Origin of the sequence: Streptomyces sp. NPDC047886, from assembly GCF_043204435.1 — a bacterium.
Classification (GTDB): Bacteria; Actinomycetota; Actinomycetes; order Streptomycetales; family Streptomycetaceae; genus Streptomyces.
The window spans coordinates 426,106-447,935 of sequence record NZ_JBIDCF010000003.1 but is presented as its reverse complement, the minus strand read 5'-3'; the positions used below and the strand labels follow the sequence as shown (position 1 = coordinate 447,935).

Genomic DNA, 21,830 nt, shown 5'->3' with positions numbered 1-21,830 from the left:
GGCGCACGCGATACGTCGTATCGAAGGCTTCGATCGAAGTAGATACCTTCATGCAGGTATGTTTTTCTGGGGTCAGTCGCACACGGCTACCGGTGGGCGGCTGTCGACGGAATGTGTGGAGAACGATGGAGTCACTGCGCTTCGACGCGCCGGGTACCCCGTCCTCCGTGATCGCCCCGTCCGTGAGCGAGGTGGCGACCGGCGTCCAGGTCGTGCGCCGTCACGACGAGGCCCTGCGGGGAACCACCCGGCTCACCCCGATCGGCGACGTCCTGGTCGCGGTGGTGGAGGGAGAGCACCACGAGGTGCTCCGCACCGCCCGCTCGATCAGCCGCAACGCCCGCACACAGCCGGGCGGTTCAGGCTGCCTCCGCCTCCACCGCATGCTGGAGGGCGAGATCCGCGTCCTCCAGGACGGACGCCACGGCTCCGCCACGGGCACGCAGCTCGTGTGCGTCGACAGCACCCGTCCGTACCGGATCGTCCTGCCCGGACCGTTCCGCATGGTGGAACTCCTCGTACCGCACCGCCGGGCGGGGCTGCCGCCCGGCGGGACACGTGGACTGACGGCCGTCGGCTGGTCCGGGCGGCAGGGCGTCGGGGCGCTGCTGTCCCCGCTGCTGGCCGGGCTCACCGACCACCGGCCGCTGAGCGACCCGGCGCTCGTCCTGCTCGGCGGCGGCGTTGCGGACCTGACCGCCGCGCTCCTCGCCGAACGCCACCGGGACGAACGCGACGAGCACCGCGACCGGACGGGCGAGGGCGAGGGCGAGGAGGCCGAGGCGGCGCGCCGGGCACTGATGCTGCGCGTCCAGACATACGTACGCGAACACCTCGCCGACCCGGACCTGACCCCCGCTTCGGTGGCCGACCACCACAACGTCTCACTGCGCTACCTGCAGAAGATCTTCCAGGAGCACGGGACCAGCCCCGCGCGCTGGATCCGTGACGAGAGGCTGACCCGCTGCCGCGCGGAACTGGGCAACCCCCGGCTCGACCACGTCCCGGTCGCGGTGATCGGCGAACGGTCCGGGCTGTACGGGGCGTCGCACTTCAGCCGCCTGTTCCGGGGCCGGTTCGGGGTCACACCCCGTGACTACCGCAAGGGCCGGCGGCACCCGGCCCGCTCGCCCTGACCGGACCCGTACGCCTGTCCGATCCCGTACGCCTGACCGGTCCCGTACGCCCTGTCCGGACCTGTCGTCCTGTCCGGGCCCGCACCCCCCCCGCCATGCCCGACCGCCAGACCCGCCCGTTCCCGTAGGAGAGTGACGCGTTGTCCAGCTTCGAATTCCCCGGAAGGTACTACGAGATCATGCGGAGGGGCTTCCGCGATCTCGCCGCCGAGACGAGTTTCCTCGCCTCCCTGCTGCCCGAGGGCGGCCACGTGCTCGACCTCGGCTGCGGCACCGGCACCAACCTGCGCGAACTCGCCTCCCTCGGCTTCCGGGGCACCGGCGTGGACCAGAGCGCCCAGTTCATCGAGTACGCGCGCCAGGCGGGCGGCGAGGGACTGACCTATGCGCACGAGCGGGTCGAGAACTTCACGACCGACCAGCGGTTCGACCTGATCCACAGCCTGTTCATGACCCTGAACTACCTGCCCCGGCCCGAACTGCCCGCCGTGCTGCGGACGATACGGAGCCTGCTGCGCCCCGGCGGCCACGTGGTCCTCGAATTCGGCCACCTGCTGAACTTCGTCGACACCTACCAGCCGCACACCATCGCCCACCACCGGGGCGACGGCGTGCTCATCAGCCGGCTCGCCCGGCAGGTCATCAACCCGCACGCGGCCATCTGGCGCAACGAGGAGGTGCTGTACGTACGGGAGAGCGACGGCAGCGTCGCCATGTACGACAACTTCTTCGACCAGACCGTACTGACCGGGCCCGAGGTCCGGGACCTCCTCACCGCGGCCGGGCTGACCGTCACGGCCGAGTACGGCGGCTTCCGGAAGGAACCCGCCCCGTTCCACGGCCGGGGCCCGCTGGTCCTCGTGGCCACGGCCACGGACACGGACACGGCCGCCGGTGCCGACGGCACGCGGGGCGACACGCACACGAAGGGGAACGTGGCATGACCGGCGCCGACATCTCGTACCTCGACGGCGGGCCCGCCCCGCTCACCGACGTCGCGACCCTCGGCGACGCCCTGCTCCGCGCCGCGAACACGGCAGGGCCCGAGCGGATCTGCTACATCCGCGCCGACGGCTCCGAGGTCACCCGCGGCTACCCCGACCTCGTCGACGAGGCGGCCCGCATCCTGGCCGGTCTGCGCGCGTCCGGCGCCCGGCCGGGCGAGAAGATCATCCTGCAGATCGCCGACGACCCGCAGCTGATCGCCGCGTTCTGGGCATGCGTACTCGGCGGATACGTCCCCATGCCGGTGAGCGCCGCCGCCGACACCGGCCCCGGCCTCCTCGAACGCGTCTGGGCCGGATACGGCAGGCCCCGCGTCGTCACCGGAGCCGGCCAGCCGCTCGCGCCGGGGGTCGCCACCCACCCCGACTGGCCGGCCGCCCTGATCGGCGACACCGCGAGCCTGCTGTCCCACACCCCCGACCGCGACTGGCACCGGGCGGACCCGGACGACCTCGCCGTCCTCCTGCTCACCTCCGGCAGCACCGGCGTACCCAAGGCCGTGATGCTCAGCCATCGCAACATCCTCGGCCGCAGCGCCGCGACCGCGCAGGTCAACCGGCTGGGACGGGCGAACCGGACGTTCAACTGGATGCCGCTCGACCACGTCGGCGGTCTGGTCATGTTCCACGCCCGGGACGTCTACCTCGGCTGCCACCAGGTGCACGCGCCCATCCAGTGGGTGCTGGAGGATCCGCTGCGCTGGCCGGCCGCGATCGACCGGCACCGCGCCGACACCACATGGGCGCCGAACTTCGCGTTCGGACTCATCAACGACCAGGCGGAGCGGCTGCCCGAGTTCTCCTGGGACCTGACCTGCCTGCGGTACATCATGAACGGCGGTGAGGCCGTCCGGAGCAGCGTCGTCCGCCGGTTCCTCGACCTGCTGGGCGCCTTCGGTCTGCCCGGGAACGCGATGTATCCCGGCTGGGGCATGTCCGAGACCACCGCGGGCGTCGCCGACTGCCGGTTCACCGAGGCGGCGGGCGGCGACGAGCGGTACGTGCCGGTGGGGCGGCCGCAGCCCGGGACCAAGGTGCGGGTGGTGGACGAGCACGGCGAGCTCGTCCCGCCCGGCACGGTCGGCCGGCTCCAGGTCACCGGGGTGACGGTGACGGCCGGGTACTACGACAACGCCGAACAGAACCGGCAGTCGTTCACCGCCGACGGCTGGTTCAAGACCGGTGACCTGGCCTATGTGGAGGACGGCATCCTCACGGTGACGGGCCGCGTCGACGACGTCATCGAGATCGGCGACATCGTCTACCACGGCCATGAGATCGAGGCGGCGGTCGAGGAACTCGACCTGGTGGAACCCTCGTACACGGTGGCCACCCTGGTGTCGGGGACGGAGGACGGCACCGAGGAACTCGCCGTCTTCTTCCACCCGCGCCGGGGCGATGCCACCGACGAGGACCTGGCCGAGATCCGGGCGCAGGTCGCCACACGCCTCGGTGTCGAGGTGCGGCACGTCCTGCCCGCCGACAAGGAGGACGTCCCCAAGACCGGTATCGGCAAGCTGCGCCGGGCCCAGCTCAGGCAGCGGTTCGAGGCCGAGGCGGCCCGCCGGGAACCGATACCCGCCCGCCGCTGACCCCCGACGCCCCCGGCCCACAGCCCCGGCGGCCCGCTGCCCGGGTTGCCGGCAGCCCCGGCGGCCCGCCCGGCGGCCCGCTGCCCGGGTTGCCGGCAGCCCCGGCGGCCCGCCCGGCGGCCCGCTGCCCGGGTTGCCCGCGGCCTCGGCGGCCCGCTGCCCGGCGGCCCGCTGGCCCGGCTGCCCGCTGCCCGGCCGCCCGCTGAACGGGGCCTGGGACGGCGGCGCCGTCACGTGGCGCGGCGGAACGGGCCCCCCCCGGCCCCCCGGGGGGGGGCGCCCCGCCCCCCCCCGCCCGCCCCCCCCCGCCCCACCCCCCCCCGCCAGCCCACCCACCCGACCCGCCCGTGCGAGGAGAGGACATGCCGCATCCCGCCCGAGAGCTCCTGGGGGACCCTCGGCCCCTCCTGGGGGAGCCCCTGCCCCTGGATCTCGTCAACACGGTCTGGACCGACCGGCACGGCTGCCACGATCTGCTCGACACGGTCGCGGGTCTCGCGCACTGGTTGTCGGTGTCCCCGGCGGTGGAGCCGCTGCGGGGCGGGCTCGTCCGGCCGGATCCGCGCACCTGGGTGGCGGTGCGCCTCGCCCGCGCCGCGCTCGCCGCGGCGGTCGCCGACCCGGCCGACCCGCGTGCCCCGGAGGCGCTCAACGGGATCCTGGCGCGGGGCCGGATACGTCGCGAGCTGACGCCCCTTGGCCCCCGTGACCAGGTCGAGGTGGACGATCCCGCCCAGTTGCTGGGCTGGACGGCCGTGAGCGACTACCTGGGCCTGATCGCCGACAACCCGCACCGCGTCCGGGCCTGCGCCAACGGCTGTGGGCTGTACTTTCATGACACGTCCCGCAACGGCACCCGCCGCTGGTGCTCGCGGGCCGTCTGCGGCAACCGCGTCAGGGCCGCACGCCACCACGCCCGGGGCAGGGCGCTCCGTGGCTCGGCGTGGCAGGGATCACCGACGTTGGCCGAAGAAAGCCTCGGCTCTCAGGTTTGATCCACAACAACCTTGCTTATCCACAGGGGAATTGCTTGATTCTGTGGACAACGCGTGTGCAGCGGCGCGCGGTTGTCCGCACGGTCCTCCTCGCGGCTCACCTCACTCCCACCTCGATCCCACCTCGCGACTCACCTCGCAGCTCTCGCCGCAGCTCTCGCCGCGACTCACCTCACGGCCCATCGATGTGGGGCTCAGCCGGTCGGTGCCCCGCCGCCAACGCGTCCAACGTCCTCGCCTGTACCTCGCGTTCGGTGGCGGCGGTGACGAACGCCGCCGTGTTCTCGGGGCCCACCAGGTCGTGCACGGCCTGGAGGGTGGCGGCCGGCAGGACCACCGTCCTCGGTTCGCCGCTGGTCGGCGGCGGACCGTCGGGCGACAGATGCTGCTGGAGGTGCCGGGTCGCGAACGTGCGCATCGCCCGCGCCAGTTCGGCGTCGACGGTCTGCTGTGCGAGCGGCCGCAGTCGGCGCACCAGCGTCGCCGCCTCCGCCGCGTCCGCGTCCGTCGGCGGCCGGTGGCCGAGGTACCGGGCGAACACGTGCTCCGTGGTGAACTCCAGGAACCGGGAGGCGATGTGCTCGACCTGCCCGCGCAGCTCCCGCAGGTGCCCGGCGATGGCGAGGAGCGGTACCCCCGCCGCGTACAGCTCTGCCGCGACGGCCAGTTCCTGCGGGCTCGGTACGAGGAACTCGTCGTCCCGGCCCGGGATCCGCTCCAGCACTCCCAGCTCGACCGCCTCCTCGACGGCCCGCTCGTCCGGGGTGCCGCCGAAGGTGGCGTCCAGCTCGGTGCGGCTGATCCGGTCGGCCTTCTCGTCCGTCCACGGACCGTTCACCTCGGCGACCAGTCCGAGCACGCCGCCGAGGCCCCGGCCCGCGTCCCACGCCTCCAGCAGCTCCTTGATGGAGGCCAGGGTGTAGCCCCGGTCCAGGAGGTCCGCGATCTGCCGCAGCCGGGCGAGGTGCGCGTCCCCGTACACATTGGACCGGCCGCGGCGCTCCGGCCGGGGGAGCAGTCCCCGGTCCTGGTATGCCCGGATGGTCCGCACCGTGGCGCCGCTGTGGTGCGCCAGGTCTTCGATCCGGTACTCGGACGTGGAGCCCCGTTGACCGGACGAGGACGCCCGGTTCTCGGCCGCCGGCTGCTCGGACACGCTCGCTCCCTACACCCCGAACCACTTCCCCGAACCCTCGTGCGAGGGATGGTACGGCGATCGCGAGGCCCCGTGCCGGTTCCGGTAGTGGAGCCCGGACCGGCGCGCGGACCGGAGCCCGCACCGGCACGGGCGCCGGGGCCCGTCCGCGCCGCCGGTCACAGCGGTGGCTCCAGCCGCGCTATGCCCCGCAGGGCCCCGGGGGCCAGCCGGGCCAGCAGATGGGCGCCGCGTGCCTCCGGGGTCACCGGAACCACCGCCCGGTTCTCCACGACGGCCCGCAGGATCGCGTCGGCGACCTTCTCCGGCGGGTAGTTCCGCAGCCCGTACAGCCGTGCCGTGCGCTTCTGCCGGCGCTTCTCCTCGTCCGCCGACACCCCCGCGAAGTGCGCCGTCGCGGTGATGTTGGTGTTGACGATGCCGGGGCATATCGCGGTGACCCCGATTCCCTGCCCGGCCAGTTCGGCCCGCAGGCACTCGCTGAGCATCAGTACGGCCGCCTTGGACGTGCTGTACGCGGGCAGTGCCTTCGACGGCTGGAACGCGGCGGCCGACGCGGTGTTGACGATATGGCCGCCCTGGCCTCGCTCGGCCATCTGCCTGCCGAAGACCCGGCAGCCGTGGATGACGCCCCACAGATTGACGTCAAGGACCTTCTTCCAGTCGTCGCTCGTGGTGTCGAAGAACGACCCGGACATTCCGATCCCGGCGTTGTTCACCAGCACGTCCACCACACCGCACTCGGCGCGGACCCGGTCGGCGAGCTTCTCCATCGCCTGCTCGTCGCTGACGTCGACGACCTCCGCCCAGGTGCGCGGCGCCCCGATGAGCCGTGCCAGCTCCGCCGTACGCGCCACGGCCTCCGCGTCCCGGTCTACGGCCACCACCCGCGCGCCCGCCTCGGCGAACGCGAACGCGGTGGCCCGCCCGATGCCGCTGCCCGCTCCCGTGACCAGGACCAGCCGCCCCCCGAACCGGTCGGCGTGCTGTCTGCCCGCGGTGACCGGGGCCGGCAGCTCGGCGCCCTCGTCCTCGTGCGCCGTCACGAACTCGGCGATCCAGGAGGCGACCTGGTCCGGTCGGGTGCGCGGCACCCAGTGCTTGGCGGGCAGCGCACGCCGTACCAGTCCGGGCGCCCAGGTGTCGAGTTCGTCGTAGAGCCGCTCCGAGAGGAAGGCGTCACCGGTCGGGGTGATCAGCTGAACCGGCGCGTGTGCGTACGCGTCCGGCCGTGGGCGCAGCAGCCGCGCCCGGACGTTGTCCCGGTAGAGCCATGCGCCGTGTGCCGCGTCCGTCGGCAGCGACGCCGTCGGATAGTCCTCGCCCGGGACGTTCTCGACGCGGCGGAGGATCCCCGGCCACCGCTTGCCGAGCGGGCCGCGCCAGGCGAGCTCCGGCAGCACGGGCGTGTGCAGCAGGTACACGTACCAGGACTTGGCGCCCTGGCCGAGCAGCTGGCCCACCCTGCGCGGTGTCGGGCGGGTCGTCCGCTGCTTGATCCAGTGCCCGAAGTGGTCCAGGGAAGGCCCGGACATGGAGGTGAAGGAGGCGATGCGGCCCTGGGTGCGCTCGACCGTGACGAACTCCCAGGACTGCACCGATCCCCAGTCGTGCCCGACCAGGTGGACCGGCCGGTCCGGGCTGACCGCGTCGGCGACGGCCAGGAAGTCGTCCGTGAGCTTCTCCAGCGTGAACCCGCCGCGCAGCGGCACGGGCGCCGTCGACCGGCCGTGGCCCCGCACGTCGTACAGCACCACGTGGAAGTGTTCGGCGAGCCGCCGGGCGACCTCCGACCACACCTCCTTGGAGTCCGGGTAGCCGTGCACGAGCACGACTGTCGGCCGGCCCTCCTCGCCGAGTTCGGCGACGCAGAGTTCGACACCGCCGGTGCGGACCCACCGCTCCCGCGCGCCCTTCAGCAGTTCCGACGCCATCACACGCCCTCCGCCCAGCGCCGCACGTGCGGCAGATCGTCATCCAGCCAGAACGCGCTCTGTTCGGGGTCCTTGGAGTCCGTGACCACCAGGAGTTCCTCGAACTTCGCGCCCGTACCCCGGAAGCCGAGGTGCGGCTCGACCGCCCACAGCCCCGGTCGTGGGGGGTGGTCGGAGAACGTGTACGGGGACCACAGCGGTGACCAGCCGTCGCGGTGGCCGTGCAGGGCGTCGCTCGCGAGCCCCTTCAGCGACTGGGTGCCGAACCCGAAGAGGGTCGGTGACCAGCGTCGCTCGCGCACCCGGTCGACCTTGTGGGCGATCACGCCGAACGGGTAGGCGCGATGCCGGTTCGCGTACCCCTGGCGGACCATGAGCCGGTCGACGTCCTCGTAGATGTCCCGCAGGGAGCGCCGCTCGCGGACCTCCCGCAGGATCAGCTCCCGGTGTTCCCGCAGGTCGGCGAGGAGTTTGTCGTGGACCGGGTTCAGGCCGAGGCAGCCGGAGTAGCCGATGTCGGCGGTGTACCCCTTGTACACGGGTGCCATGTCGAGGATGAACGGCATCCCCGGTTCCAGCTTCCGGTTCGTCGGGAAGAACTGGAGGGGGACGCGGAAGTTCACGAACGCCGTTCGGTCGCCGAACCAGGCGAACGGCAGATGGAACCAGTCCCGTACGCCGCGCTCGCGCAGCCATTCGCGCTGCATGCGCGCGGCCTCGCGCTCGGTCACCCCCGGCTTGAGCTGCGCGGCCACCGCCTCGGCGCACTCGTACGCCAGGCGCTGCACCTCTCTGAAGCCGGCCAGTTCGGTGTGCGCCGCCGCTGCCGCCGTGCCCGCCCGTGCCGCCGTGCCCGCCGCTGCTGTGCCCGCTGATGCTGCTGTCATGCCACCCGCCCGTCCGTAAGCGACCCGATGCGCTACGCGTCCGTAACTTGACATCAATGAATGTGACAATGCCTGGCGACTACGTCAAGAGCCGTGCACGACCTGTGGAAAACCCCGGCGGCGGCGTCCACGGCAGCTGCGTTCCCGGACGAGCGGCGTTCACGGGCGTCGGCGGAGGCGGAGGCGTCGGCGGAGGCGGAGGTGTCGGCGGAGGCGGAGGTGTCGGCGGCGGCGTCCGTGAAGGCAGGCGGCCGCAGGGGGGCGGCGGCGGCCGTGGACACGGCCGTCGCCGCCGGTTCGCGTACCCCTCGGGGACGCCTCCCGTACGGGTCCCTACTCCTGGAGTCGGAGACGGAACCAGCCGTCAGGGCTGACGTGCGCTGTGGGCTGCGCCACTACCGTCGAAACGTGACTGTGATCGCCACCGAAAGCCTCAGCAAGCGGTTCCCCCGGGTGACCGCTCTCGACCGGCTCTCCCTGGACATCGGGCCCGGTGTGACCGGACTGGTGGGTGCCAACGGAGCCGGCAAGTCCACGATGATCAAGATTCTCCTGGGTCTGGCTCCCGCCACGGAGGGCAAGGCCCGGGTCCTCGGACTCGACGTCGCCAGCGACGGCCCCGCCATCCGGGAGCGGGTCGGGTACATGCCGGAACACGACTGCCTGCCGCCCGACGTCTCGGCCACCGAGCTCGTCGTCCACATGGCGCGGATGTCCGGCCTGCCGCCCACCGCGGCCCGGGAGCGCACCGCCGACACCCTGCGCCACGTCGGCCTGTACGAGGAGCGCTACCGGCCCATCGGCGGCTACTCGACCGGTATGAAGCAGCGCGTCAAACTGGCCCAGGCCCTGGTCCACGACCCGCAGCTGGTTCTCCTCGACGAGCCGACGAACGGCCTCGACCCGGTCGGCCGGGACGAGATGCTGGGTCTGATCCGCCGGGTCTGGACGGAGTTCGGCATCTCGGTGCTGGTCACCTCGCACCTTCTCGGTGAACTGGAACGCACCTGCGACCATGTCGTCGTCATCGACGGCGGCCGTCTCCTGCGCTCCAGCTCCACCAGCGACTTCACGCGCACCACCGCCACCCTCGCCGTCGAGGTGACGGACTCCGACGCGCATCCCGACGGCACGGCGGCGCTCCGCGCCGCGCTGACCGCCGCCGGAGTCACGCTGCACGCGGGCGTGGAGGACGGCCTGCCCGGCGCGGGCCACATTCTGCTGCTCGAAGCGACCGGCGACGAGACGTACGACCTCGTGCGCGACACCGTCACGGACCTCGGCCTCGGCCTCGTGCGGATGGAGCAGCGCCGCCACCACATCGCCGAGGTCTTCCGCCCCGCCGCCGAGGAGGTACCGGCCCGGTGAACACGGACACCACGCGGCAGCCCGCCGACGGCGCGGCACCGCAGACCCAGACCCAGACCCAGATCCACAACATCGGCTACCGGGGCTACGACGGCCCGCGCCTCGGCCGCGCCTACGCGCGCCGCTCGCTGTTCTCGCAGTCGCTGCGCGGCGCGTACGGACTGGGCCGGAGCGCCAAGTCGAAGGTGCTGCCGATGATCCTCTTCGGGATCATGTGCGTCCCGGCGCTGATCATGGTGGCGGTGGCCGTCACCACGAAGATGACGGACCTACCGGTGGACTACACGCGGTACGCCATCTTCATGCAGGTCGTCATCGCCCTGTACCTGGCGTCCCAGGCGCCCCAGTCCGTCTCGCGCGACCTGCGTTTCCGGACCGTACCGCTGTACTTCTCCCGCCCCATCGAGCGGGGCGACTACGTCCTCGCCAAGTACGGCGCGATGGCGTCGGCGCTGTTCCTGCTGACCGCGTCGCCGCTGCTCGTCCTGTACATCGGGTCGCTGCTGGCGAAGATGGACTTCGCCGACCAGACCAAGGGTTTCGCACAGGGGTTGGTCTCCGTGGCGCTGCTGTCGGTCCTGTTCGGCGGCATCGGCCTGGTGATGGCCGCCCTGACCCCCCGGCGGGGCTTCGGCGTGGCCGCGGTCATCGCGGCGCTCACCATCTCCTACGGCGCCGTGTCCACTCTCCAGGCGATCGCGTTCGAGACCGACTCGCCCGACGCCGTGCCGTGGCTGGGCCTGTTCTCGCCGGTGACGCTCATCGACGGCGTACAGACCGCGTTCCTCGGGGCATCGTCCTCGTTCCCCGGCACCCAGGGGCCGGACGCCGCCACCGGAGCGGTGTACGTCATCGTCGTCCTCGCGCTCATCGCCGGCTCCTACGGCATCCTGATGCGCCGCTACCGGAAGGTCGGGCTGTGACAACCCTCAACATCGACCATGTGTCGCGGTGGTTCGGCAATGTCGTGGCCGTCAACGACATCACCATGACCGTCGGACCGGGCGTTACCGGGCTCCTCGGCCCCAACGGCGCAGGAAAGTCCACCCTCATCAACATGATGGGCGGTTTCCTCGCCCCCTCCACCGGCGCGGTCACCCTCGACGGGCAGCCGATCTGGCGCAACGAGTCCGTCTACCGGCAGATCGGTGTCGTGCCCGAACGGGAGGCGATGTACGACTTCCTCACCGGCCGCGAGTTCGTCGTCGCCAACGCGGAACTGCACGGACTCGGCGCCGCCGAGGCGCAACGGGCCCTGGCCACCGTCGAGATGGAGTACGCCCAGGACCGCAGGATCGCGACGTACAGCAAGGGCATGCGGCAGCGCGTGAAGATGGCCTCGGCCCTCGTCCACGAGCCGTCCGTGCTCCTCCTCGACGAGCCGTTCAACGGCATGGACCCGCGTCAGCGCATGCAGCTGATGGACCTGCTGCGGCGTATGGGCGCGGACGGCCGTACGGTCCTGTTCTCCTCGCACATCCTGGAGGAGGTCGAGCAGCTCGCCTCGCACATCGAGGTGATCGTCGCCGGACGCCACGCGGCCAGCGGCGACTTCCGCAAGATCCGCCGTCTGATGACGGACCGTCCGCACCGCTACCTGGTCCGCTCCAGCGACGACCGCGCCCTGGCCGCCGCCCTCATCGCCGACCCGTCGACGTCCGGTATCGAGGTCGACGTCACCGAAGGAGCCCTGCGGGTCCAGGCCGTCGACTTCGGGCGGTTCACCGAACTGCTCCCGAAGGTCGCCCGCGCGCACTCCATCCGGCTGCTCACGGTCTCGCCTTCGGACGAGTCCCTGGAGTCGGTCTTCTCGTACCTCGTCGCGGCCTGAAGGGAGCCCCCGACCCATGTACAACCCCACCGTCGCCCGGCTCACCTACCGGGCCCTCCTCGGCCGCCGCCGAGCCGCGATCCTCTTCGTGCTGCCCGGACTGCTGCTGCTCATCGCGGCCGCCGTCCGCGCCTTCAACGGCGCCGACGACCAGGTCGCCGCCGACGTGCTCGGCGGGTTCGCGCTCGCCACGATGGTGCCGCTGATCGGTGTCATCGCCGGCACGGGTGCCATCGGCCCGGAGATCGACGACGGCTCGATCGTCTACCTGCTGTCCAAGCCGGTGAAGCGCCCGTCGATCATCTTCACCAAACTGATCGTCGCCATCGCCGTCACCATGGTGTTCTCCGCCGTCCCCACGTTCATCGCCGGGTTCATCCTCAACGGCAACGGGCAGCAGGTGGCGGTGGCGTACACCGTCGCGGCCCTCGTCGCCTCCATCGCGTACAGCGCGCTGTTCCTGCTCCTCGGCACGGTCAGCAGGCACGCCGTCGTCATCGGCCTCGTCTACGCCCTGGTCTGGGAGACCCTGTTCGGCAGTCTGATCGAGGGCGCCCGCACCCTGAGCGTCCAGCAGTGGGCGCTCGCCGTCGCCGAACGGGCGGTCGCGGCGGACGGGCTCATCGCCTCGGACGTCGGTCTCCCGCTGGCCGTGACGCTGCTGGCGGGCGTGACGGTCGCCGCGACCTGGTACGCGGGGCAGAAGCTGCGCACCCTGACGCTGGCGGGTGAGGAGTAGGGGTTATCCACAGGGAGACGGACGTCGCAGCGGTCGGCCCGGACCCGGATTACTGTGGGCCCGGGCGCGACCGCACGGCCCGTACGACCCGTACTCACACCCTGGGGAGCAAGCCATGTCAGACCGCTTCGACGTCGTCGTACTCGGAGCCGGCCCCGGCGGCTACGTCGCCGCGATCCGCGCCGCCCAGCTCGGCAAGCGGGTCGCGGTGGTGGAGGAGAAGTACTGGGGCGGTGTCTGCCTGAACGTCGGCTGTATCCCCACCAAGGCCCTGCTGCGCAACGCCGAACTGGCCCATATCTTCACGCACGAGGCGAAGACCTTCGGCATCAAGGCCGAAGGCGAGGTCTCCTTCGACTACGGCGAGGCGTTCCGCCGCAGCCGCCGGGTCGCGGACGGCCGCGTCAAGGGCGTGCACTACCTGATGAAGAAGAACGGGATCACGGAGTTCACCGGCCGGGGCACGTTCCTCGACGCCCACACCCTCCAGGTGGCCCAGTCCGACGGCACCACCTCCACGATCACGTTCGACAACTGTGTCATCGCCACCGGCGCCACGCCCCGGCTGCTGCCCGGCACGCGCCGCAGCGACCGCGTGTGGACGTACGAGGAGCAGATCCTCGCCGATGACCTGCCGCGCTCGATCGTGATCGCCGGTGCCGGCGCGATCGGCATCGAGTTCGCGTACGTCCTGCACAACTACGGCGTGAAGGTCACCATCGTCGAGTTCCTCGACCGGGTCACCCCGCTGGAGGACAAGGACGTCTCCGCCGAACTGGCCAAGCAGTACCGCAAGCTCGGGATCGACGTCCTGACGTCCACCCGCGTGGAGTCGATCGACGAGTCGGGCCCCCAGGTCCGGGTCACCGTCACCGGCAAGGACGGCGCGCAGCGGGTGCTGGAGGCCGACAAGGTCCTCCAGGCGATCGGCTTCGCGCCGAACGTCACGGGGTACGGCCTGGAGGCGACGGGTGTACGGCTGACCGAGCGCGGGGCGATCGACGTCGACGGCCGCTGCCGCACCTCGGTGCCGCACATCTACGCCATCGGTGACGTGACCGCGAAGCTGATGCTCGCGCACACGGCCGAGTCCATGGGTGTCGTCGCCGCCGAGACGATCGCGGGCGCCGAGACGATGGAGCTCGACTACCCGATGATCCCGCGCGCCACGTACTGCCAGCCGCAGATCGCCAGCTTCGGCTGGACCGAGGAGCAGGCGCGGGAGAAGGGCTTCGACGTCAAGGTCGCCAAGTTCCCCTTCACCGCGAACGGCAAGGCGCACGGCCTCGGGGACGCCACCGGTTTCGTGAAGCTCATCAGCGACGCGACGTACGGTGAGATCATCGGCGCCCACCTCATCGGCCCCGACGTCACCGAGCTGCTGCCCGAGCTGACGCTGGCTCAGCAGTGGGACCTCACCGTCCACGAGGTCGCGCGGAACGTCCACGCCCACCCGACGCTGGGCGAGGCCGTCAAGGAGGCCGTGCACGGCCTCGCGGGCCACATGATCAACTTCTGAGCGCCGGCGGGTCGGCGGCTGAGGGTTCGACGGCCGGGGGTCACCAGCTGGTGGCCCACCGGCCGCCCGTACCGCGTCGGCCGCCCGTACCGCGTCGGCCGCCCGTACCGCGTCGGCCGCCCGTACCGCGTCGGCCGCCCGGTAATTCGCTGGCAGGAGTGGGCGGCTCCCCGGCACAGTGGTGGACGTACCGACCGACCACCACCGAGACCGGGGAGGAGCCCGACGCCGTGGAGAGTACGGGTCCGTCGAGCTCCCCACAGGGCAGCGCGCGGCAGCCGGCGGAGTAGCCACCGACACTCCGCGGCGCGGCCGCGCACAGCTGCCCGGGGGCGGCCGCTTCGAGCGCGCGTTCCGCGCGGGCCGCCCCTCCCCCGGTGGACCACCGCCGGTGAGCCCCTGGTGAAGCCCCGCGGGCGAGCCGCCCCGGGTGGCGTCGTCCCCGGATGGCGTCCCTGGAGGCGCGTCGAGCCGTACCGGCTCAGCGGGCCAGGAGTTCCTCCAGCACCACCGCGATGCCGTCCGCCTCGTTGGACGCGGTGATCTCGTGCGCGACCGCCTTGAGGTCGTCGTGCGCGTTGGCCATCGCCACACCGTGGGCCGCCCACGCGAACATCGGTATGTCGTTCGGCATGTCGCCGAACGCGATCGTGTCCGTCGACCTGGCGCCCAGCCGCCGCGCCGCCAGGGACAGACCCGTCGCCTTGCTCAGGCCGAGCGGCAGGATCTCCACCACCCCGGCGCCCGCCATCACCACGTCCACCAGGTTGCCGACGGCCGTGCGCGCGGCCGTCGCCAGGGCGTCGTCGTCCAGGTGCGGGTGCTGGATGTACATCTTGTTCAGCGGCGCGGACCACACGTCGGCCAGGTCCGTGAACGGCACGTACGGCAGGGGGCCGTCCTGCACCCGGTAGCCGGGGCTGACGAGGACCTCGCCGTCCAGGCCGTCGCGGCTCGCGGCGAGCGCCAGCGGGCCCACCTCGGCCTCGATCTTCGCCAGGGCGAGGCCGGCGAGCTGCCGGTCCAGGGTCACGGACGTCAGCAGCCGGTGTTCGCCCGCGTGGTAGACCTGCGCGCCCTGTCCGCACACCGCGAGGCCCTCGTAGCCGAGGTCGTCGAGGATGTGCCGGGTCCACGGGACGGAGCGTCCCGTGACGACGATGTGCGCGGCGCCCGCCGCCGTGACGGCGGCGAGCGCGTCGCGCGTGCGCCGCGAGACCGACTCGTCGGAGCGCAGCAGCGTCCCGTCGAGGTCGGTCGCGACCAGCTTGAAGGGGAAGGGGTTCACCGGGAGACCGGCTCCAGGATCTCCCTGCCTCCGAGGTACGGGCGGAGGACCTCCGGCACCCGCACGGAACCGTCGGCGAGCTGGTGGTTCTCCAGGATGGCGACGATCGTGCGCGGTACGGCGCACAGCGTGCCGTTCAGCGTGGACAGCGGCTGCACCTTCTTGCCGTCCCGCATGCGGACGGAGAGCCGGCGCGCCTGGAAGCTGTCGCAGTTCGACGCGGACGTCAGCTCGCGGTACTTGCCCTGCGTCGGGATCCACGCCTCGCAGTCGTACTTGCGCGAGGCGGAGGCGCCGAGGTCACCGGTGGCGACGTCGATCACCTGGAACGGCAGCTCCAGGGAGGTCAGCCACTGCTTCTCCCACTCCAGCAGCCGCTTGTGCTCGGCCTCGGCCTCCTCCGGCGCGACGTACGAGAACATCTCGACCTTGTCGAACTGGTGGACGCGGAAGATGCCGCGGGTGTCCTTGCCGTACGTACCGGCCTCACGGCGGTAGCAGGGGGAGAAGCCCGCGTACCGCAGGGGCAGCTTGTCCGCGTCGAGGATCTCGTCCATGTGGTACGCGGCGAGCGGCACCTCGGAGGTGCCGACCAGGTAGTAGTCGTCCTTCTCCAGGTGGTACACGTTCTCGGCGGCCTGGCCGAGGAAGCCGGTGCCCTCCATGGCGCGCGGCCGGACCAGGGTCGGCGTGAGCATCGGGATGAACCCGGCCTCCGTCGCCTGGGCGATCGCGGCGTTGACGAGCGCGAGTTCCAGCAGGGCGCCGACGCCGGTCAGGTAGTAGAACCGGGAGCCGGACACCTTGGCGCCGCGCTCGACGTCGATGGCGCCCAGCGCCTCGCCGAGCTCCAGGTGGTCCTTGGGCTCGAAGCCCTCGGCGCCGAAGTCGCGGATGGTGCCGTGCGTTTCGAGGACGACGAAGTCCTCCTCGCCGCCGACCGGGACCTCGGGGTGGACGATGTTGCCGAGCTGGAGCAGCAGCCGCCGGGTCTCCTCGTCGGCCTCGTTCTGCTCGGCGTCGGCGGCCTTGACGCCGGCCGCGAGCTGGCCGGCCGTCTTCAGCAGTTCGGCCTTCTCGTCGCCGGTGGCCTTGGGGATCAGCTTGCCGAGCGCCTTCTGCTCGGAGCGGAGCTCGTCGAAGCGGACGCCGGACGACCTGCGCCGCTCATCGGCGGAGAGCAGGGCGTCGACGAGCTCGACGTCCTCTCCACGGGCGCGCTGGGAGGCGCGAACACGGTCGGGGTCCTCACGGAGCAGGCGAAGGTCAATCACCCCACCAGGCTACCGGTGTGCACTCGTGCCGCCCCACCCGATATGCCCTCCGTGCCCTGCGTGTCGCTTTGCCCGAATTGCCGGAATTAATAAAGCGGGGGCGGTCGGAGTGAAAGGCTTCGCCGGGCTCTGGTATCTGTCAATAAACGCCGGTTCATTCCCTGGAAAGGGGAGGTGGCGGGTATGTCGCTTGACGCCGACCCGGGCGGCGAGGCCGTGTCCGGGCGGGCGTCCGGCCCCTGCGTGGCCCGGTTGTCCACAGATATGCAGGGTCTCCGAATAGTTATCCACAGGCTGTGCGAAAGATCTGTGGACTTCGGAGTCGATCATTCCGATCCTTGCGGAAGATGGCTGTAGGCGGCACAGGATTCCCCGATCAAACCTGCCCTCCACACTCATTCGGGTGGGAATTCCTCACTTCGGAGACATGATCAACGGAATGGGGTCGACATGGGCGAGGTGGCGCCCTGTGGACGCGCGTGGGGTGACTGAACCGATTTGTCGACCATGTCGGGGTGTGTGAAGCCGTTCACCGGGACGCCGACCCCCTTCGATGTCGACTTGTCCCCAGGTCGAGAAGCGATCCTGTGGATAACTTCTGTGCGCGGGAAAAGTACGCAGGTAGGACGGGATGCCCGCACCTGTGGACGACCCTGGCGACCGACGCCGCCGGAAGCCGCGGTCCGCCACCGCCACCGTCGCCGCCACCACGATCGCCACCACGATCGCCACCGTCCCCGTCGCCGTCCCCGTCCCCGTCACCGAGGACCTGCCCGAACGGCCGTCGGAGGGCTCAGGCCCGGCCGTCCTGGCAGCGCGCCAGCCAGTCCGACGCGGCCGTGAAGTCCTCGTCCGACGTGCCGGCCCGCAGCGGCCGCAGGTCCTCCGCCGTCACGCCCGCCCTCGGATACGAGCCCAGGAACCGCACCTTCGGGCAGATCCGCTTCAACCCCATCAGCGCCTCACCCACACGCCGGTCCGAGATGTGGCCCTCGGCGTCCACGGCGAAGCAGTAGTTGCCGATACCGGCACCCGTGGGCCGCGACTGGATCAGCATCAGGTTGACGCCCCGCACCGCGAACTCCTGGAGCAGTTCGAGCAGCGCGCCCGGGTGGTCGTCCCGCAGCCAGATCACCATCGACGTCTTGTCGGCGCCCGTCGGCGCGGACGGCCTGGCGGGCCGCCCCACCAGCACGAAGCGGGTCTCCGCGTTCTCCGCGTCGTGGATGTCGCCGACCAGCGGCTCCAGACCGTACGTCGCCGCCGCGAACTCGCCCGCGAACGCCGCGTCGTACCGACCCTCCTGCACCAGCCGCGCCCCGTCCGCGTTCGACGCGGCCGACTCCCACACGGCCTCGGGCAGGTGCGCCCGCAGCCAGTTCCGCACCTGCGGCTGCGCCACCGGGTGACCGGTCACCGTCTTCACGTCCGACAGCTGCGTCCCGGGCCGCACCAGCAGCGCGAACGTGATCGGCAGCAGCACCTCGCGGTAGATCGTCAGCGGCTCGCCCGACGCCAGTTCGTCCAGCGTCGCGGTGACCCCGCCCTCCACCGAGTTCTCGATCGGTACGAGCGCGGCGGCGGCCTCCCCGTTCCGTACGGCGTCCAGCGCGGCGGGCACCGACACCATCGGTACGAGCTCCCGCGTCGCGGCCTCCGGCAGCGTACGCAGGGCGGCCTCCGTGAAGGTGCCCTCGGGACCGAGATACGTGAATCGCGTGGCCGACATACCGGTCACCCTAGTCCGCGAAGCGACCGCGTGGTGCCGGGGCGGGTGCGACGGCCGGTGCCGGCGCCTCACCCCTCCAGCAGCCGCTGCCCCACGTACTCGCCATCCGCCGGACCGCCCGGCACCGCGAACAGCCCGCTCGTCTCGTGCCGGATGAACACCGACAGCGCGTCTCCCCGGTCCAGCTTCCGCTGCACCGGCACGAAGCCCTTCCGGGGGTCGGCCTGCCAGCAGATGAACAGCAGCCCCGCGTCCGGCGTCCCGTCGGGGCCGATGCCGTCGTGGTACGAGAACGGGCGCCGCAGCATCGCCGCGCCTCCGTTCTGCTCGGGCGCCGAGATCCGCGCGTGCGCGTTGGCCGGGATCACCGGCCTGCCGTCCGCACCCGCCCTGTCCAGATCCAGGGCGGTGGTCTCGGTACCGCCCGTGAGCGGCGCGCCGTCGGCCTTGCGCCGACCGATGACCTGCTCCTGCTTCGCCAGGGAGAGCCGCTCCCAGTCGTCCAGCAGCATCCGGATCCGGCGGACCACCGCGTACGACCCGCCCGTCATCCACGGCTGCTCCCCGCCCGCCGCGACGAAGATCCGCTCGTCGAAGTCCGGGTCGGACGGCTTCGGGTTGTTCGTGCCGTCGACCTGGCCCATCAGGTTCCGGGCCGTCATCGGCCGCGCGGTCGCCCCCGGCGAACGGTTGAAGCCGTTCATCTGCCACCGCACCCGCGCCGCCGCGCCCGCCTCCTTCTGGATCACGCGCAGTGCGTGGAACGCGACCAGCGCGTCGTCCGCGCCGATCTGCACCCACAGGTCGCCGTCCGACCGCTTGGCGTCCAGCTGGTCCGACGAGAACGCCGGCAGCGGCTCCAGCTGCTCAGGCCGCCGCCCCACCAGACCCGTACGGTCGAAGAATGACGACCCGAACCCGAAGGTGACGGTCAGCGAGCACGGCCCCGCGTCCCGCGCGACCCCGGAGTCGGCCGAGTCGCCGGAGCCCACCGGTTCTCCCGCCATCAGCAGTTCGGCCGCCGCCGACCAGCGGCGCATCAGCGCGGCCGCCTCCTTGCGGCCCGCGCCGGGCGCCAGGTCGAACGCCACGACATGGCCGCGCGCCTGCAGCGGCTGCACGATGCCGGCCTGGTGGGCGCCCCGGAACGGCACCCCGGTCGAGCCGACCGTCGCCAGCGCGGGACCCTCCGCCCCGTCCGGGCCCGCGGCGGCCGCGTACCCGGCGGCACCGCCGGCCGCGCCCAGCACCAGTCCGGTCGCGCCCGCCGCGCCGACGGTGCCGAGCAGTCGCCGTCTGGAGATCTCCACGGCGTCGCCGTCGTCGTTGTTGTTGTCTGGCATGTCGGTCAGCCGATCTTCACGTTCTTGTCGATGGTGGTCTGGTCGATGTCGGAGGTGCGGACGGTCACCTGGATCCGCCACTCGCCCGGCATCGGGATCTGGACGCCCTCGGCGCTCCAGTGGCCCGGAGCGACCCGGTCCGGCACGACCGGGAGCGGCCCGATCCGCTGCGCGTCGAGCGTGAACGACACCTTCAGCTCGGGCGCGTCCAGGGGCCGGCCGTTCGCCCCGTCCACGTAGACGTGCAGGGCGTTCGCGCCGGAGCGGCCGGGGTCCAGGCTGAGCCGTACGGTGCCCTTGCCGTTCGCGCCGCCGGTGTCGAACGGCAGGCTCAGGTCGATGGGGCGGTCGGGTACGGCGGTGGCGGACGCCGCCTGCGTACGGTCGGCCTCCTCCTGCGTACGGCCCGGCTCGGTCGTCGTCAGCGCGGTGGTCACGGCCAGCAGCACCGCGGCGACGGCCGCCTCGGCGAGGACGGAGCGCCGCAGCCCGGCCCGCGCGGGGTCCGCGTCCCGGGCCCGCCGCGCGCGGGCGGTGGCCACGGCGGCCCGCTGCCGGGCGAGTTGGGCGACCCGCGCGGGATCGTCGCCGGGACCCCCGGCATCCGCAGGCTCCTCCCGCACGTCCTGGTCGTCCCGCACGTCCCGCACGTCCCCCACACCGTCGTCCGCGTCGTCCGCGTCGTCCGCGTCGGTCGGGCCGGTCGGGCCGGTCACGTCGGCCGGGTCGGTCGTGTCCTCGTCCCGTACGGCCTCGTCGTTCCCGGCCCCGGGCGCCGGCGGCGTACCGGCCAGCAGACCGGTCCAGCGGCGCGAGAGCCGGGCGACGGCCAGCAGTACGACGACCAGGCCCACCTTGAGCAGCAGCAGCCGCCCGTACGCCGTGCCGGTCAGCGCCGTCCAGGAGCCGACCTGCCGCCAGGACTGGTAGAGCCCCGTCGCCGCCAGGACGACCACCGCCCCGAACGCCATCCGCGAGAACCGCAGGACCGCGTCCCGTTCGATGGACGGCGCCCGGTACAGCGCGACCAGCAGCGCGGCGAGACCGCCCAGCCAGGCGGCCACGGCCAGCAGGTGCAGGATGTCCACGGGCATGGCGATGCCGGGCTGGAGTCCGGCCGACGCGTGCTCCGACAGCGCCCACGTACCGGCGATCCCGGCCGCGACGACGCTGCCGCCTACCGTCAGACCGAAGGTGAGGTCCTTCTTCTCCGGGCCGTCGTCGCGCCGGGCGTACGCCCCGAAGAGCACCGCCACGAACAGCGCGGCCGCGCCGAGGAGCAGCAGCCGCGAGATGAGCGCCGTACCGGTCCTGGTCTCCAGCACGGCCCGCAGCCCCGCCAGGTCGAACGCGTCGCTCAGCTCGCCGGACCCGGTGTACGGGGCGCGCAGCAGCAGCAGCGCGAGCGTCGCCGCGGTCATCGCCAGCCAGCCGCGTACGACGAGCCGCTGCACGGGCCGGACCGCCGCGCCGCGCGGCCAGCAGGCGAGCACGAACGCGGCTCCGCCCACGAGCAGCGCGAAGCCGCCGTACGAGACGTACCGCACGATGTCGTAGAGCGCGCCGACGAGGCCGCCGCCCGCCTCCTGCTCCGGCAGGGCGACCGACGTCTCGGACGGGGCGCCGATGGAGAAGGTGAACGCGCCCGAGATGGGATGGCTGTCGGCGGACACGGCCTGCCAGGCGACGGTGTAGGTGCCGTCCGGCAGCCCGGCGTGCAGATCGACGCCGTACCGGACGACGGAGCCGCTGCACAGATCGCGCAACTCCCCGGTGTCCGCGCGTTTGCCGCTGGGTTCGAGGACCCGGATGGAGTCGTCGCCCATGGCGATCTGCTCGGAGAAGGTGAGCGTCACGCGCTGCGGCGCCTCGGCGACCACCGCCCCGTCCTTCGGGTCGCTGCCGGTCAGCGCGGCGTGCGCGGACGCCGTGCCGGACAGCACGGTGGCGAGCAGGGCCGTGGTGAGCAGCAGCAGCCGCAGCAGCGCCGCGGCTCCGAAGCGTGGGACGGTGGCCGTCATGGTGGATCCCCCAG

General features: G+C 72.1%; 17 protein-coding genes. 9 read left to right on the top strand and 8 right to left on the bottom strand.

Annotation, left to right across the window (positions count from 1 at the left end; all coding sequences use genetic code 11):
- The first annotated feature begins 125 nt into the window (after nt 1-125).
- The 4 genes from ACGF5U_RS13605 (at nt 126) to ACGF5U_RS13590 (ending at nt 4,727) form a co-directional block, all read left to right on the top strand.
- Nucleotides 126-1,136, top strand: a complete 1,011-nt coding sequence (locus ACGF5U_RS13605; RefSeq protein WP_392710316.1) for a helix-turn-helix domain-containing protein — start codon at nt 126-128, stop codon at nt 1,134-1,136.
- A 140-nt stretch (nt 1,137-1,276) separates the two neighbouring features.
- Complete coding sequence (locus tag ACGF5U_RS13600; protein WP_392710314.1) at nt 1,277-2,080, top strand: class I SAM-dependent methyltransferase; 804 nt, start codon at nt 1,277-1,279, stop codon at nt 2,078-2,080.
- Nucleotides 2,077-3,732: an AMP-binding protein gene (locus ACGF5U_RS13595; RefSeq protein WP_392710313.1), complete on the top strand. Its 1,656-nt coding sequence runs from the start codon at nt 2,077-2,079 to the stop codon at nt 3,730-3,732. The genes ACGF5U_RS13600 and ACGF5U_RS13595 overlap by 4 nt, the downstream gene beginning before the upstream one ends.
- A gap of 362 nt (nt 3,733-4,094) precedes the next feature.
- A complete protein-coding gene (locus ACGF5U_RS13590; RefSeq protein WP_392710312.1) occupies nt 4,095-4,727 on the top strand; it encodes a CGNR zinc finger domain-containing protein in 633 nt (210 codons plus the stop codon).
- 172 nt (nt 4,728-4,899) lie between these two features.
- Here the strand turns inward: ACGF5U_RS13590 and ACGF5U_RS13585 are convergent, their stop codons facing one another.
- The 3 genes from ACGF5U_RS13585 to ACGF5U_RS13575 all read right to left on the bottom strand — a co-directional run bounded on the left by ACGF5U_RS13585 (nt 4,900) and on the right by ACGF5U_RS13575 (nt 8,704).
- Entirely contained in the window at nt 4,900-5,883 is a 984-nt protein-coding gene (locus tag ACGF5U_RS13585; RefSeq protein WP_392710310.1) for a MerR family transcriptional regulator, read from the bottom strand.
- Nucleotides 5,884-6,041: 158 nt separating this feature from the next.
- Nucleotides 6,042-7,817, bottom strand: a complete 1,776-nt coding sequence (locus ACGF5U_RS13580; RefSeq protein ID WP_392710308.1) for an SDR family oxidoreductase — start codon at nt 7,815-7,817, stop codon at nt 6,042-6,044.
- Entirely contained in the window at nt 7,817-8,704 is an 888-nt protein-coding gene (locus ACGF5U_RS13575) for a M24 family metallopeptidase (protein WP_392710307.1), read from the bottom strand. Before ACGF5U_RS13575 ends, ACGF5U_RS13580 begins: the two co-directional genes overlap by 1 nt.
- Before the next feature lie 414 nt (nt 8,705-9,118).
- On the opposite strand from ACGF5U_RS13575, the gene ACGF5U_RS13570 reads away from it, so the two are divergent.
- The 5 genes from ACGF5U_RS13570 (at nt 9,119) to lpdA (ending at nt 14,161) form a co-directional block, all read left to right on the top strand.
- Nucleotides 9,119-10,072 (top strand): ABC transporter ATP-binding protein, encoded by a 954-nt coding sequence (locus ACGF5U_RS13570; RefSeq protein ID WP_392710663.1) that lies wholly within the window; start codon nt 9,119-9,121, stop codon nt 10,070-10,072.
- Nucleotides 10,069-10,995, top strand: coding sequence for an ABC transporter permease (locus tag ACGF5U_RS13565; RefSeq protein ID WP_392710306.1), 927 nt, complete (start codon nt 10,069-10,071; stop codon nt 10,993-10,995). The genes ACGF5U_RS13570 and ACGF5U_RS13565 overlap by 4 nt, the downstream gene beginning before the upstream one ends.
- A complete protein-coding gene (locus tag ACGF5U_RS13560; RefSeq protein ID WP_392710305.1) occupies nt 10,992-11,903 on the top strand; it encodes an ABC transporter ATP-binding protein in 912 nt (303 codons plus the stop codon). The genes ACGF5U_RS13565 and ACGF5U_RS13560 overlap by 4 nt, the downstream gene beginning before the upstream one ends.
- 16 nt (nt 11,904-11,919) lie before the next feature.
- A complete protein-coding gene (locus ACGF5U_RS13555; protein WP_392710303.1) occupies nt 11,920-12,642 on the top strand; it encodes an ABC transporter permease in 723 nt (240 codons plus the stop codon).
- 115 nt (nt 12,643-12,757) lie between these two features.
- Nucleotides 12,758-14,161 carry a dihydrolipoyl dehydrogenase gene (gene lpdA / locus ACGF5U_RS13550; RefSeq protein WP_392710301.1) on the top strand — a complete coding sequence of 468 codons (1,404 nt, stop codon included), beginning with the start codon at nt 12,758-12,760 and terminating at the stop codon, nt 14,159-14,161.
- A 481-nt stretch (nt 14,162-14,642) separates the two neighbouring features.
- Here lpdA and ACGF5U_RS13545 read toward each other — a convergent pair whose 3' ends face one another.
- The 5 genes from ACGF5U_RS13545 to ACGF5U_RS13525 all read right to left on the bottom strand — a co-directional run bounded on the left by ACGF5U_RS13545 (nt 14,643) and on the right by ACGF5U_RS13525 (nt 21,816).
- Entirely contained in the window at nt 14,643-15,449 is an 807-nt protein-coding gene (locus tag ACGF5U_RS13545) for an HAD family hydrolase (RefSeq protein ID WP_392710300.1), read from the bottom strand.
- A complete protein-coding gene (gene serS / locus ACGF5U_RS13540) occupies nt 15,446-16,723 on the bottom strand; it encodes a serine--tRNA ligase (RefSeq protein ID WP_392710298.1) in 1,278 nt (425 codons plus the stop codon). Before serS ends, ACGF5U_RS13545 begins: the two co-directional genes overlap by 4 nt.
- A gap of 793 nt (nt 16,724-17,516) precedes the next feature.
- Complete coding sequence (gene pheA / locus ACGF5U_RS13535; RefSeq protein ID WP_392710296.1) at nt 17,517-18,452, bottom strand: prephenate dehydratase; 936 nt, start codon at nt 18,450-18,452, stop codon at nt 17,517-17,519.
- A gap of 68 nt (nt 18,453-18,520) precedes the next feature.
- The gene (gene efeB / locus ACGF5U_RS13530) at nt 18,521-19,795 is read right to left on the bottom strand and encodes an iron uptake transporter deferrochelatase/peroxidase subunit (RefSeq protein ID WP_392710294.1); all 1,275 of its coding nucleotides are present in this window, start codon (nt 19,793-19,795) and stop codon (nt 18,521-18,523) included.
- A 5-nt stretch (nt 19,796-19,800) separates the two neighbouring features.
- Nucleotides 19,801-21,816: a copper resistance protein CopC gene (locus ACGF5U_RS13525; protein ID WP_392710292.1), complete on the bottom strand. Its 2,016-nt coding sequence runs from the start codon at nt 21,814-21,816 to the stop codon at nt 19,801-19,803.
- Nucleotides 21,817-21,830 lie beyond the last annotated feature (14 nt).

Coding starts and splice junctions, on each gene's coding strand:
- ACGF5U_RS13590 (WP_392710312.1), top strand. CDS start 4,095: ATGCCGCATCCCGCCCGAGAGCTCCTGGGGGACCCTCGGCCCCTCCTG.
- ACGF5U_RS13580 (WP_392710308.1), bottom strand. CDS start 7,817: ATGGCGTCGGAACTGCTGAAGGGCGCGCGGGAGCGGTGGGTCCGCACC.
- ACGF5U_RS13605 (WP_392710316.1), top strand. CDS start 126: ATGGAGTCACTGCGCTTCGACGCGCCGGGTACCCCGTCCTCCGTGATC.
- ACGF5U_RS13595 (WP_392710313.1), top strand. CDS start 2,077: ATGACCGGCGCCGACATCTCGTACCTCGACGGCGGGCCCGCCCCGCTC.
- pheA (WP_392710296.1), bottom strand. CDS start 18,452: ATGTCGGCCACGCGATTCACGTATCTCGGTCCCGAGGGCACCTTCACG.
- efeB (WP_392710294.1), bottom strand. CDS start 19,795: ATGCCAGACAACAACAACGACGACGGCGACGCCGTGGAGATCTCCAGA.
- ACGF5U_RS13575 (WP_392710307.1), bottom strand. CDS start 8,704: ATGACAGCAGCATCAGCGGGCACAGCAGCGGCGGGCACGGCGGCACGG.
- ACGF5U_RS13555 (WP_392710303.1), top strand. CDS start 11,920: ATGTACAACCCCACCGTCGCCCGGCTCACCTACCGGGCCCTCCTCGGC.
- lpdA (WP_392710301.1), top strand. CDS start 12,758: ATGTCAGACCGCTTCGACGTCGTCGTACTCGGAGCCGGCCCCGGCGGC.
- ACGF5U_RS13525 (WP_392710292.1), bottom strand. CDS start 21,816: ATGACGGCCACCGTCCCACGCTTCGGAGCCGCGGCGCTGCTGCGGCTG.